The sequence below is a fragment of the Aquimarina pacifica genome (assembly GCF_000520955.1).
GTDB classification, from domain to species: Bacteria; Bacteroidota; Bacteroidia; order Flavobacteriales; family Flavobacteriaceae; genus Aquimarina; species Aquimarina pacifica.
The window spans coordinates 15,645-28,515 of record NZ_JACC01000043.1; the positions used below are offsets into that span (position 1 = coordinate 15,645).

Consider the following 12,871-nt stretch of genomic DNA (forward strand, 5'->3'; position numbering starts at 1 on the left):
TATTTGAATCTCCTTATACAACAAACTATTTCTTATTGAATTTGGATTTATGAACACTGAATTACCCCATATACCCTATATTTGAGAACTACAACTAAAAATTAGGAACAGGACAAATAACAATGCAATTATTCTATAATCAAACCTTAACCGAAACCAGCAAAGAAATTAACTTTTCAAGGGAAGAAAGCAAGCATATTTCTAAAGTCCTAAGAAAACGAGAAAACGACCTATTGCATATTACCAATGGATCAGGCATGCTCTTTACCGCCAAAATCACGTTTTCTAATCCTTCTCAATGCATTGCTCAAATTGTTTCGTTTACAGAGGCCAAAAAAAGAAACTATCGATTACACCTAGCTGTTGCACCCACAAAAATGAATGATCGCTACGAATGGTTTTTAGAAAAAGCAACAGAAATAGGTATTGATGAAATCACTCCTATTATTTGTGATCATAGTGAACGAAAAGTTATCAAATTAGAACGCTATGAACGTATCATTCTAAGTGCTGTAAAACAATCACTGCAATCATATGTGCCAAAAATAAATCCGGCGGTTTCATTTTCTTATTTTATAAATAAAACTCGTAACGATCAATTGCTAATTGCACATTGCGAGGACACAAAAAAGAATAGTCTTAAAAATACGCTTACCCTTCAGGGGAATACAACGCTCCTTATTGGTCCCGAAGGCGACTTTTCTTCTAAAGAAATTGAAACAGCCTTATCTGCAGGGTATGCGCCTATTACATTAGGAAAAACAAGATTACGAACAGAAACAGCAGCCATTGTTGCCGCGCACAGTGTAGCATTCCTTAATTCCTAATAAATTTTATAGTTTTAAAAAATTGATCAAAATTATGTTGGGCTTATATTTATCCTTTAAATTAAGGTTAAACTATATACTTTCTTATCTTCTGTATTATTAAATCAATATATTTATAATTAAATTGATATTATGATTCTAAATAACATCAACTGTATTTTTTATCTCCTCTTAACACTATGCTTTGGTTGTTCGTCAAACAACTCTGATCCAGAAACGAATCCACAGAATACCGATGATGAGACCGTTGTAGTAGTTGATCAAAATACAATTACTTCGCTTGAGTTTATAGACGAGTTTATTATTGAAGAGCAAGAAATTAAAGGAGTACCTATTGGTGGATTATCTGGTATTGACTATCAAAATAATACTTGGTATCTTATCTGTGATACCTCAACACCTCCGATCAGATTTTATAAGGCAAATCTTAATTATACAAAAGATGGGTTTACGAATGTCACTATCGATGATATGATAGAAATAAAAAGTGTTGCTGGCACTACATTTGAAAAAACTCCTGTTGACCCAGAATCTATAAGATTTGATTCTAGTTCTGGAAATATACTCTATACCAGTGAAGGTTCTATCAATAACGGAATTGATCCTGCTCTTATTGAGATATCAATACAAGGTGATCATATAAAAAATTATACATTACCTACTAATTTTAAAGCTAATAGTAGTGATGATACCTCTGGCCCAAGACATAATGGAGTTTTGGAAGGGTTATCAATAAGTTTTGACAAAAAAGGGTATTGGGTTTCTTTTGAGTTGCCTCTTATAGAAGACGGCCCAGAACCTGATATAACAGATACCGAATCTCCGGTTCGAATTACTAAAATAGATAAAACATCTGGTACTCCCGAGAGTCAATTTGCTTATGAACTAGATCCCGTTAGTCGAGAACCTGCATTAGGAACAGAATTTAAAGTCAATGGATTGGTAGAAATTCTAGAGTATGATGACCAGCAATTTCTTGCCTTAGAACGCTCTTTTTCATCTGGATATATCGACGGCGGAAATACGGTAAAAATCTATAAGGTAGATGCTACCAATGCTACCAATACATTATCAATAGATACATTTGTAGCTGCGACCTATACCAAAGCCACCAAAACCCTACTTTTTGATTTTGACACCATACGCAAAGACCTTACCAATGGTACTATTGATAATCTCGAAGGTATCACATTTGGCCCAACACTAGAAGATGGAAGCAGAACGATTGTTGTCATTTCTGATAACAATTTTAATTCATTTTTCCCTCAATACAATCAAATAATTGCCTTAAAGGTAGTTCCCTAAGTTTTTTAGATATTTTTTACTTTCAACAAGATTTATACAGATCCAAATTGTGTTAAATGATGATCTAAATGCTTGTAAAACATAGTATTCCACTCTTTTACTGTTAACTTACCAAATGAATGAGACTCTTTACCATCAAAATGATCCGCTCCCAATTCTTGCGTTTTCTGAATATAATCAAGTAACCTCGTTTTTTAGACTTCAAAATCTTTAGACGATGTCACTACAAATTGTGGAGCCGTTCGACCATTTTTTGCATAGGGTTTATCCGATACGACTTTTCCCTTTACAAAAGCTTTGAGCATAAATTTAACAAAGCCATTAGGTTTGGGATGTATATTATCATAAACCATTTCGTAAGTAACATTACAATGGGCTAGCATTTGACCTACATTCATTTTCCCCCACTCTGCTTGGGTGTCTGGAGTTAGATGATTAATCCTAGAGATGATTGCTTGAACCGTATCTTCTGAAAATATATTATTCTTCATTTGATATATTTTTTTAAAGGAGAAATTAGTTAAAAATATTATAAATATAAAATAAAAAAAACTGTTATTTAATAGATTGCCTCCTGATATTCAAGCTTAAGATATTTCTATGGAGACCCTTATTGAAAAAATTGTTCTAGAACACTCAAGAGCCATCAAAAAGAGAAAATTTTCATGTTTTATAACCATTAAAGATGGTGGAATTAGTGGGAATTATTACTACAATAGTATGCTTAAAAAAAGAAAAAAAGGAGATGTCTCAGAGTTGGGCATAGAAAATAATACACTCTATGATTTACCTCATAAATTGGGTTCTCTTAAAAACGAATTGGGTTTATCACCGCATAAGTTTACTTTGGAGTTTGATGAGACCAAACAATATGATTATCAAATTTATTACCCGGATCTAAAAGATTTGGATGTGTCTACGACAAAGTCTGAATCAGATTATTTTTACCCGCATTATATCTATATCAATATCACCAAAGATCTTATTACACAATTGGATGGGTTTGATCTGGACCGAATGATCCCCCTTCATATAGACCAAGCAAAAAAAATTCTTCAATTTGAATCAGATATAGCATATACAAAATCTATTAGTGAGGAGTTTTATTTATTTATGCTTAATCATAGAATACAAGGGGAACTTGAAAGTGGAGGATTCGATCATCTATATGCTGTTTTCAAAGATGATCCATCGGATCTTATCATTGATATGCATTCCTCATTTCGTTTACTAAAAAACACATCTTTATTAGATATTTTTTCAGAATCTATTCAACTATATGCTCATTTTCATGAAAATGTTGAAAAAGCAAGATTAGAACTTGATATTCCAGCTATAGAAAAACAAACGGGAAGCGATATTCAAAATCGCTATTATCAATTAGAATCGAGCCTGAAAGAATTAAGAATTTCTTTTATTAAAGGCAATCCAGAAAAGTTTGAAAAAATAGTGGTGAATGTCTAGGGTAAATTTGTCTCAAAACCATCAATACTATGACTGTTTTTCTCTTTTCTGTACGCTATCAGACGGTCTTTTCCTTGCTTTTTTGCCCAAGATTGCAATTGTCCTCTTTCTTCTTTGAAATCCATAAACGGGACTGCAAACCCACAAGAGGTTTGTACCAAATCAACGTTCATTTCGATGATTTGTCGTGCTCCAGCTAACTCAGGGAAAAGCTGTATGTGTTCTTGATAGTTTTTGTCTTTTTCGTGAAAAATAGCAGCAGTACCATAAAGTCTTAAAATAAGAGGTTTATCACTAAAAGAGCAAAACATAATGGTCATTCTATTATTTTTTATCAAATGTGCGGCAGTTTCATTTCCGCTGCCTGTAAGGTTAAGCCAAACTATTCTATTTTTATCTAGCACCCTAAAAGTATCCATCCCTTTGGGCGAAATGTTAACGCTGCCCTCATTGGCTGCTGTACCCACAAAGAAAATTTTTTGATTTCTGATGAATTCTTGGAGTTCTTCGGTAATTTCTGTTCCCCTTTTTGCCATTGTATCTTACTATTTTGATTTTTAATCATAACTAAAATACAATTTCTTAATGAATCCTCTTATAGTTTGGTAATGAATGAAAAAACAAATTTGAGAAACGACTAACTCTATACATCTACATAAATAAACTTCTAAATCCAGTTAAATTTTTAAAGCAATTTTCTAAATAATATACCCGTCAACCATCATTTTACTTTTAATTAAATTCTAAATTGAGTAGTATAACACTTAAAAAAAAAATGCCCAATACATACGGTATCAGGCAATTTCTATAAGTATAAAGAAAGTTTGATGTTTAAAAAATTAGTACATCAACTTAAGTTTTATATTTTCTTCTACGATCAGTTTTCCTGAGTTCACTATTTCATTATCGGCATGCGTATTATTTTTTGCTCCCCATAACATAGCTACTAGTTTTACTCTATTATTCTTGAATGTATTTTTGGCGATATTTACATTGACAATACCTCTATGGTTTAATAAGATCCCATTAGTTTCTTTGCTTCCGCTATTAGTAAATGTACTGTTCGTTACTGACAGATTACCTCCGATTGTTGACTCATCATATCCTCCTCTATAATAATCAATGACATTACTTGCAATATTATCAAACTGACAATTGTCAATTGTCAAAAATTCTACGTTGTAATCTCCTTTATCATTCGTCTCTTGAGACAACTCAATACCATTTGCACAATCTTTTAGAGTTGAGTTTTTGAATATTATATCATCAGAAAAAGTTTGTTTATATGCTTTTAGCACATAATCAAAATTACTTATCTCTGCGCCATCAACAGTTACATTGTATAAGCTAGACATGTTTTCTTTGAGACTTGCAAAGGCGTATTGTGTATTTTGCCCTTTGATCACTACATTATTAAGGAAAAGATTACCTTTAGGATTCATCTCAAAAGCAGGAGTTCCTTCTTTACCAACATATAACAACTGTGCTTTTTCGTCTGCATTTTTAGATTGAATGGTAATTGTTTTATTAATTACCAATGATGAATCAAACGTATACTCACCAGGACTTAATGAGATAATATCACCATCAGAGGCTCCAGCAATCTTGGCTGCTAAGTCTCCAGCCGCCGTAGTAGCTTCAATGGTTTTTGCTTTTGTTTCTGGTTTTTCGTTAGAGAACCAATCTGTACCATATTTCTTTTTATCCAAAATAAATGGATCAGTTGTCGTTGCAACACTTACTGCTCCTATTGCATTACTCTCTTCTCTAGAATTACCAAAAAGATCTGTTTTTATCTCGTCAAAACCAAACCCATTATACACCTCCTCTTTTCCTTCTAATTTGGGAATTAGCAAATAGTCATTTATCTTAGAAACTGCTATTGTTTGTTCTTTTAACCCTTTTGGACCTTCAAAAGAAACCCCTTGATTATTGATGATATTATTTTTAAACTTTACTCCATTAATAGAATCATGAGCAACTACTGGCGTGGCATCTCCCTTCTCATTATAAATAATGTTATTTGCAACCACTGTTCTTATAGGTTTTGCAGAACGTATTTCTGAAAGTGGTAACACATCTTTTTGACTTACATTCGTTCCTACACCAAATTGTAAAGGAGAATCACAATTAACCCAAGTATTATAGGCTACGGTAACATCTGTTACTTGATTATATCTATTTAAAGGTGACTTAGGAATTCCATTCATTACAGCCAAAGGGCTTCTAAAGTTTTTTCCTTTGATATTATAAAAATAGTTATTGATTACTGTATGTCCTGTATTTATTAATCGAATTCCTCCGTAATTTTCTGAAACACCGTCTCCAATAAAGTAGTTACCATCTATAGTTGCGTAGTTACCATGTCGCGTAACCAAAGATCCTTCTGACTTATAGAAAACGTTATTTTTGAAAATATTAAAATTAGTTTTACTAGAAATGATTTCAACTTCTCCGTTACATTCTTCGAACAGGTTATTAGCAATTGTAGTATTACTAGGAGACATTGAACTAAAACTATCTCCTAATTGAATTGTTTCTCCTCTTGGACCACCCTTTCTTGGTCTTGGACCAAAGTGATTATTTACAATCTGATGAAAATTCTTGATATTTCTATTTCCTTTGATTTCTACTCGTACCGTTGGTCCTTCGTTAGACTTTCCGGCAATGTAGCAATGATCTAATTGATTGTGTCTACCCCAAAACTCTACCCAGTGATCTTTTATGTCTCTTTTTAATTGGTTAAAATCTTCAATAACGCAATTTGTAACTCTACAGTAGTTTCCTACTTGATCTTTTTTAACCTTAAAATCAATTACTGCATTAGATGGTGTGTATCCATTTCTAAAATAAAGTCCACTTACAACTAGATGTTCTCCTCCGAACTTTAGATACGATTTTCCTTCTATAAATACTTTACCAGCTGTTTCTGCTCGAAGTGTAATTGGCTTATCCTCTGTACCCTTACTAGTGAACTTAATCTCTACATCTTTCCATACTCCATTTGCCAAAACAAGTTCATCACCAGGTTTAGCTTCCTTGATTGCATTTTTAAGTTCTTCAGCATTATTTAAAGTAGTTACAGAACCTACAATAGTTTCTTGAGTATCCCCTTTCTTGCAGCTAAACAAAGTTGTTATTATGGTTAAAAAAATAAAAATCCGTTTCATAGTCGAATATTTTGTTGAAAAATTAAAAATAGTATCCTTGGTATTTAAATTCATTATAAAAAAATTGATTATTGTCTATATAGTTTTGTTTTTGATTGTTCGTTAGGCTTCTGCCCAATATGTCTTTAGTGTTTCAATATCTTTCTTCATAGCATCAAAAACTACTTTCTGGTCTACCGAAATGGTTTCTTTTCCTTTTTCTGCACCACCCAAAGGATATTCAAAATGCATTGAAATGGGTACCTGTATTTTGTGTTTTTTTAACAAAGAAAAGAATTTTTTAAAATCAACCATTCCTTCGCCAATAGGTGCGTACACTGATTTCCATTTACCATTTACCTTTTCCCACTTAAAGTCCTTAATCACCAGACTATTAATATGATCTTTTATCAATTCGAATCCTAGCTCCCAATTACGTCCTCCCTCTACAGTAGCATGAGTAATATCGTACTGGCATCCCATATGATCTTTTGATATACCTTCTAGCACTTGATCAAGATCCCAAATAGAGGATCCCATGTAATATCCAGCATGATTCTGATAGGTCCCTTTTATCCCTAATTCTTGGTTAAGATGTGCCAATTTTTTGACTTGATCTTTAAAAACGTTAACGCTTTCTATGATATTTTTTGATTTAGCATATTTAAGCCACCCCATTCTATAATACATAAACTGTTGCTGACTTGCTACTTCTAAGATGTTTGAATCTATTGGATTGTTGGCATTTTTGATACTTGTAGTAATCATTTGATTTTTAAAACCAAATGACTTCATTGCTTCTGTTGCTTTCGGGAGATCATCAGCAACTTTTTCTGGCAAGACATGTCCCTTAGGCCTCACTGTCAAATCAATCCCATCAAAACCAATTTCTCTTGCAGCTTCACTCATATCTTTATAATTAAGAAACTGAAGGTGTTTAGAAAACACAAACAGCTCTAATTCTTTTATATCTGATATGGTATTAGTAAGAATAGAGCTTGCAGAACTCGCTAACGGAATACTTCCTATCGCTCCCAACACTGAATGTTTAACAAATTTTCTCCTAGAGTACATTTAAAAAACTTATTTATATCTTTAACGTAAGATTAGTAATTAAATAATATTGTATCAACGGTGTGGTTAAAAATAGTCGTTATTGGTGAGGAAAGATATGACTTTTTTAGCTACTGTTATATTTTTTCGTTTTTTTATTAATTCTTCGGTTTATTTATAAATTTGCTCTTTTTTTTATAAATTTTAATGTTTTTCACCACTTAAAGTAACACATTATCAATAGACTGTTTTTAACAGCATCCCATTATAGGCTCTAATACCTTATTCACTTTACCCTTTATTCAATGAAAAACGAATATTTCAGTACTTCTGTGCCACAGATTAGTTGTTCTTGGTATTCACGAAGGTTGGTAAATAAATATCATTAACAATCGCATAGGGCAATTTTCCTTCTTGAGAATTATATGCTCCACCTGTAAAAACAGCGATCATATTGAGCTCCTTGAAAATCATAATATATTGACCACCATTTCCTGAAGCGATTGTAGCCATAATTTTATTTTGGGCAACTTTAAACGGTATTTTCCACCACAGAAAACCATATTCAATGCCCTTTAACTTTGTATGAATTGCTGTCGAATTCTCAATCCATTGTTGGGATACAATTTGATTCGAGTTCCACTGGCCATTTTGTACTATTAATTTCCCTATTTTGGCCATATCTCTCGAGGTCATATACAATCGCTTTGCAGATGAAATAATTTCTTTTCTCTTGCTTGTATGTCCCCAGTGCACATTTTTAATACCTAGAGGAGTAAATAAATACATGTTAACAAAATCTTCAAACGACATTCCTGAAGCTTGACTTATTACTTCTGCTGCCAAAACTGTCCCCATTGAGCAATACAACGGAGTAGTTCCTGGTTCATTTATTACTGGTAAATCTAGTGTATACTGAAGCCAATTGTTTTTTTTATAGACCTTATCTTCTTGACCTTTTGATTGTTTATCCCAATCATTACAGTCTAGGCCAGGACTCATTGTTAGTAAATGCCGTATCGTTATTTTTTCTTTTCTTTTATCTATATTTTTATTGGGACTTATATCATGTAAATACTTCAGTATAGGATCATCGATACTGGCAATAATTCCTTTATCAATTGCAATCCCTATGGCAATAGAAATAACACTTTTTGTAGCGGACCTCATATCATGCTTAGTTTCTATAGTATTTTTGTCAAAATACTCCTCTAATATGATTTTGTCATCTTTTACTATTAGTGTACTATGAAGCTTATGCTTACCATTATTTAATTGATTAAATAACCTATATAACAATGTAGCATCCGATGTTTTTGTCATAATATCTTCGGTATCCCAACCATCATTGATTTTAGAAGGTATAGAATACGTATATTTATTTTGCGACATTAAAAATGTACTACTGAAAACGGCAAGTAACAAAAATATCTTCATGTACTATGTAGGATTTTTTCTCATTCAAATCTTATAACGGAAACTATCAAAAATTGTGCCTTATACATAATAAAAGCGACCATAAGTCGCTTTTATATACTTCTCTATTAATTATATGTTATATTTATATTTTTCTAATTAATAAATGATAATATCATTTTAGTAATTTATTCTTCTTCGGGCGAAATAAATTTATAGATCAAACCAGCCAAAATTGCTCCTACTATAGGGGCTACCCAAAACAACCATAACTGACCTAATGCCCAATCACCAGCAAATAATGCCTGACTTGTACTTCTTGCCGGATTTACTGAAGTATTCGTTACGGGAATACTTATTAAGTGAATCAGCGTAAGTCCTAGTCCTATTGCTATACCTGCAAATCCTTTTGGAGCTTTAGAATGGGTCGTTCCTAAAATAATAATCAAAAACATAAAAGTCATTACCACTTCTGTTACTAGAGCTGACACCATACTATATCCCCCTGGCGAATGTTCGGCATATCCATTTGCTGCAAAACCACCTACTTCAAATCCTGCTTTACCAGTTGCAATAAGATATAAAATACCTGCTCCCGCAATGCCTCCTAGAACCTGTGCAATGATGTAAGGAATCAATTCTTTTTTATCAAACCTTCCTCCCATCCATAATCCTATAGATACTGCTGGATTGAGATGGCACCCAGAAATGTGCCCGATAGCATATGCCATAGTTAGCACTGTTAAACCAAAGGCAAATGATACTCCTACGAATCCAATTCCTAACTCTGGAAATGCCGCGGCCAAAACCGCACTACCACATCCACCTAGGACCAACCAAAGGGTACCAATAAATTCTGCAACTAATTTTTTCATTTGTTTATTTTTAAGTTAATACGAAAAATTACTAATGTCTGAGTATTCACTATCATACAACTATCTGTTTATGTTCGCATTCTATTTTTTTACTATCTATCTTTAACTCTATCTACAAATTTATAACCACTCTAATTTTGATTAATTACAGCTACCTTTGTATCTACTAAACCATGAATCCTTTGCATGTTTCATAATCATAAACTTGTCTAATTCTATCTAAATTTTTGAGGATTTTTTTTGGTAAGCTTATCCAAAATATTTCGTCTTTTTTCATCTTCGATTTTCCTAAATCAAAGTAAAAAGATAATGCTTCGTTTGTCTTTACAAACAAATGCATAAACCCAATATTTTCATCAGGCAAAGAAGTTTGATCCAAAATAATAACATTAGCAGGAAACCCAAAAAAGAAGTCTGTATACCTATTAGGAACATTCAGAATTAGATTTTCTGAATTTGGTTTTATTCCCAATTTTTTGCTAAGTGATGTAACTACACTATTTTCTTTCATTATGAATCAAAAAATAATTACTAAACCAGTTGCTTTCGTTACAACTATTTACAAAAAAGGGGTATGATTGAAAAAACAAGAATAGGTATTGTTCTTGTTTTATAAAACTCTAATTTAATAAATTAATCAAGAATAGTAGATGAAGATTATAGATTATATTGCGAATACATCAAAAATATACCATCCCAACCACGAATTCAAACATAAAATAGTATTATTAATTTTGAATTATAGGAAACCCCATTTCTCACATGAAATAGTTTAACAAAATAGTTCTTGTTGTTGACTATGAGAAATGGGATCAAAAGATAATTAATTAAGTTTTTCTTACCCCTACCCAATTGGCATTAAAGGATGCACCTCTATCTTGGTAGAGATATCATTGAAAATTGGGTTTTTCTTAGCCAAACTAACCGCTTCCTCTATATTTTCTGCAGTGATATGAAAAAAACCCGCAACGACTTCCTTACTTTCATTAAAAGGACCATCTTTTAATGTGCCATTATTTTCTGTGATAATCCTGCTTCCAGATTTTTCTACGGGATTGGCATTCTTTAGTTTTCCTTCTTTTATTAAATTTCCGATATAAGCCCCACCGTGTTCCATATGTTTTTGTAGTTCCTCTGTAGATAAGTCAGTCCATACACATCCGTCTGTCTTGATAATCAATAAATAATCAGTCATAAGTTTCTATTTTTAAATTTTATACTAATGAATTTACCTTACTAACAATCGAGTTCGTCATATTAGGACATTCTTTGTTTTATTTTTTTAAAATAATTATGACCCTCAATACAACATTGAAGTACATTTTATCCTAATACTCTTTTATTTTATTTTAATGTTTGAAGGATATTCAATCTATTTTCCAGCATTTTTTTTTCTACAGAAAGCGGTGCAAGTTCTATTGCCTTTTTTAAAGTATTTTTTGCTTTTGAATATTCTTTTAATTGTTGATAAAACTCTGCTTTAGCAGCATAAAATAAATGATTAGACACTAATACCTTTTCATTCTTAATTATTTCTAATTCTCTAAGAGCCTTTTTGATATTGCCTGTTTCAGAAATAACAATAGCTCTATTGAGTAGGACAATTGGTGAACTATCTATTGTTATTAACTTATCATAAAGAATGAGTATACTGTCCCAATCTGTTGAATTAAAATCTTTTGCAGAACAATGATATGCAGAAATAGTCGCGAGAATATGATACTTTGAAATATATTTTCCTTTTGTTGATCGTTTTAGATTAGAAAACCCTTGCTCCATAATATGAAAATCCCAAAGTGACCTATCTTGCTTATCAAGAGTAATGATATTGCCTTTCTTATCTTTTCGGGCATTAAACCTCGATATATTTAGTTGCATTAGTGCTACCAAAGCATATACTCTCGATTTATCATTAATATAACTATGATCAATAAGTATTTTTGTTAGCCTTATTGCTTCTTTACAAAGGTCTTCACGAATTATCTCAACACCGGTAGAAGCGCTGTATCCTTCATTAAAAAGTAAATAAATAGCCTCTAATACGGTATCTACTTTACTATCTAATTGATCTAGCGCAGGCACTTCGAAAGGAATATTAGCTTCTCTTATTTTTTTTCTGGCTCTTACTAACCGCTTATTAATATTCTCTGTATTGGTTAGGAAACATTTTGCGATCTCATTACTATTAAAACCGCACAAAGTCTTAAGAATAAGGGCAATTTGAGAATCTTTAGAAATTGATATATGACAACACATAAACATCATTCGCAATTGATCGTCTATAATTCTACTTTCAGTAAAAAAGTCTTCGGTGATATCCTGAGAAATATCTTTTTCTTTGGCCTCTCTAAGTGCATCTGCTATATAAGTTCGCTTATAGCCCTCTCTTTTTATGGTATTTAATGCCTTATTTTTTGCAACTGTATATAACCAGGCTACTGGTTTTTCTGGAATACCGTTGTAGGTCCAATTACTCATTGCAGTCATAAGAGTATCTTGCACAATATCCTCTGCTAAAAAAAGTTTATCAGCACCAAAAAAACCCGTAAGTACAGCTACCATTTTTCCTGATTCATGTCTAAAAAAATGTGCTACCAGGTCATGTATTTCGGATGAATTATTCAATCAGAGAGGGATAACGGCTATTTATAACAAATATAATTGAATTCCTTTTTTAACTCGAATTCTAACACAATGTGTATCTGTAACATTACACTTTTTATTAAGAACTAAAAGTAAAGATCCCACAGGTAATTAGAACTTGTGAGATCTGTTCAGAGTA

General features: G+C 32.1%; 12 protein-coding genes. 3 read left to right on the top strand and 9 right to left on the bottom strand.

The window, feature by feature from the left end; translation table 11 throughout:
* The first annotated feature begins 122 nt into the window (after positions 1 to 122).
* Both DZ60_RS0118450 and DZ60_RS0118455 read left to right on the top strand, forming a co-directional pair.
* Positions 123 to 827: a 16S rRNA (uracil(1498)-N(3))-methyltransferase gene (locus tag DZ60_RS0118450; protein ID WP_025743499.1), complete on the top strand. Its 705-nt coding sequence runs from the start codon at positions 123 to 125 to the stop codon at positions 825 to 827.
* Between the two features lie 132 nt (positions 828 to 959).
* Positions 960 to 2,132, top strand: coding sequence for an esterase-like activity of phytase family protein (locus DZ60_RS0118455; protein ID WP_025743500.1), 1,173 nt, complete (start codon positions 960 to 962; stop codon positions 2,130 to 2,132).
* 194 nt (positions 2,133 to 2,326) lie between these two features.
* Here DZ60_RS0118455 and DZ60_RS25795 read toward each other — a convergent pair whose 3' ends face one another.
* Entirely contained in the window at positions 2,327 to 2,623 is a 297-nt protein-coding gene (locus DZ60_RS25795; protein WP_394332034.1) for a hypothetical protein, read from the bottom strand.
* Positions 2,624 to 2,732: 109 nt separating this feature from the next.
* Here DZ60_RS25795 and DZ60_RS0118465 point away from each other — a divergent pair, with 109 nt between their 5' ends.
* Entirely contained in the window at positions 2,733 to 3,596 is an 864-nt protein-coding gene (locus DZ60_RS0118465) for a DMP19 family protein (protein WP_025743501.1), read from the top strand.
* On the opposite strand, the gene DZ60_RS0118470 is transcribed toward DZ60_RS0118465, so the two are convergent.
* The 8 genes from DZ60_RS0118470 to DZ60_RS0118505 form a co-directional block, all read right to left on the bottom strand.
* A complete protein-coding gene (locus tag DZ60_RS0118470; protein WP_025743502.1) occupies positions 3,593 to 4,132 on the bottom strand; it encodes a pyridoxamine 5'-phosphate oxidase family protein in 540 nt (179 codons plus the stop codon). The genes DZ60_RS0118465 and DZ60_RS0118470 overlap by 4 nt on opposite strands.
* Before the next feature lie 303 nt (positions 4,133 to 4,435).
* Positions 4,436 to 6,766 (bottom strand): chondroitinase-B domain-containing protein, encoded by a 2,331-nt coding sequence (locus DZ60_RS0118475; protein WP_025743503.1) that lies wholly within the window; start codon positions 6,764 to 6,766, stop codon positions 4,436 to 4,438.
* Positions 6,767 to 6,868: 102 nt separating this feature from the next.
* Positions 6,869 to 7,819: a sugar phosphate isomerase/epimerase family protein gene (locus DZ60_RS0118480; protein WP_025743504.1), complete on the bottom strand. Its 951-nt coding sequence runs from the start codon at positions 7,817 to 7,819 to the stop codon at positions 6,869 to 6,871.
* A 321-nt stretch (positions 7,820 to 8,140) separates the two neighbouring features.
* Positions 8,141 to 9,235 (bottom strand): serine hydrolase domain-containing protein, encoded by a 1,095-nt coding sequence (locus DZ60_RS23440; RefSeq protein ID WP_025743505.1) that lies wholly within the window; start codon positions 9,233 to 9,235, stop codon positions 8,141 to 8,143.
* Positions 9,236 to 9,402: 167 nt separating this feature from the next.
* Positions 9,403 to 10,089 carry an aquaporin Z gene (gene aqpZ / locus DZ60_RS0118490; protein ID WP_025743506.1) on the bottom strand — a complete coding sequence of 229 codons (687 nt, stop codon included), beginning with the start codon at positions 10,087 to 10,089 and terminating at the stop codon, positions 9,403 to 9,405.
* Between the two features lie 166 nt (positions 10,090 to 10,255).
* Complete coding sequence (locus DZ60_RS0118495) at positions 10,256 to 10,600, bottom strand: hypothetical protein (protein WP_025743507.1); 345 nt, start codon at positions 10,598 to 10,600, stop codon at positions 10,256 to 10,258.
* Between the two features lie 333 nt (positions 10,601 to 10,933).
* The gene (locus DZ60_RS0118500; RefSeq protein ID WP_025743508.1) at positions 10,934 to 11,284 is read right to left on the bottom strand and encodes a YciI family protein; all 351 of its coding nucleotides are present in this window, start codon (positions 11,282 to 11,284) and stop codon (positions 10,934 to 10,936) included.
* Positions 11,285 to 11,433: 149 nt separating this feature from the next.
* Positions 11,434 to 12,714 (bottom strand): RNA polymerase sigma factor, encoded by a 1,281-nt coding sequence (locus DZ60_RS0118505; RefSeq protein WP_025743509.1) that lies wholly within the window; start codon positions 12,712 to 12,714, stop codon positions 11,434 to 11,436.
* Positions 12,715 to 12,871 lie beyond the last annotated feature (157 nt).

Bases quoted from the DNA above. Each gene is read 5' to 3' on its own strand.
- DZ60_RS0118450 (WP_025743499.1), top strand. From the start codon at position 123: ATGCAATTATTCTATAATCAAACCTTAACCGAAACCAGCAAAGAAATT.
- DZ60_RS0118455 (WP_025743500.1), top strand. From the start codon at position 960: ATGATTCTAAATAACATCAACTGTATTTTTTATCTCCTCTTAACACTA.
- DZ60_RS25795 (WP_394332034.1), bottom strand. From the start codon at position 2,623: ATGAAGAATAATATATTTTCAGAAGATACGGTTCAAGCAATCATCTCT.
- DZ60_RS0118465 (WP_025743501.1), top strand. From the start codon at position 2,733: ATGGAGACCCTTATTGAAAAAATTGTTCTAGAACACTCAAGAGCCATC.
- DZ60_RS0118470 (WP_025743502.1), bottom strand. From the start codon at position 4,132: ATGGCAAAAAGGGGAACAGAAATTACCGAAGAACTCCAAGAATTCATC.
- DZ60_RS0118475 (WP_025743503.1), bottom strand. From the start codon at position 6,766: ATGAAACGGATTTTTATTTTTTTAACCATAATAACAACTTTGTTTAGC.
- DZ60_RS0118480 (WP_025743504.1), bottom strand. From the start codon at position 7,819: ATGTACTCTAGGAGAAAATTTGTTAAACATTCAGTGTTGGGAGCGATA.
- DZ60_RS23440 (WP_025743505.1), bottom strand. From the start codon at position 9,235: ATGAAGATATTTTTGTTACTTGCCGTTTTCAGTAGTACATTTTTAATG.
- aqpZ (WP_025743506.1), bottom strand. From the start codon at position 10,089: ATGAAAAAATTAGTTGCAGAATTTATTGGTACCCTTTGGTTGGTCCTA.
- DZ60_RS0118495 (WP_025743507.1), bottom strand. From the start codon at position 10,600: ATGAAAGAAAATAGTGTAGTTACATCACTTAGCAAAAAATTGGGAATA.
- DZ60_RS0118500 (WP_025743508.1), bottom strand. From the start codon at position 11,284: ATGACTGATTATTTATTGATTATCAAGACAGACGGATGTGTATGGACT.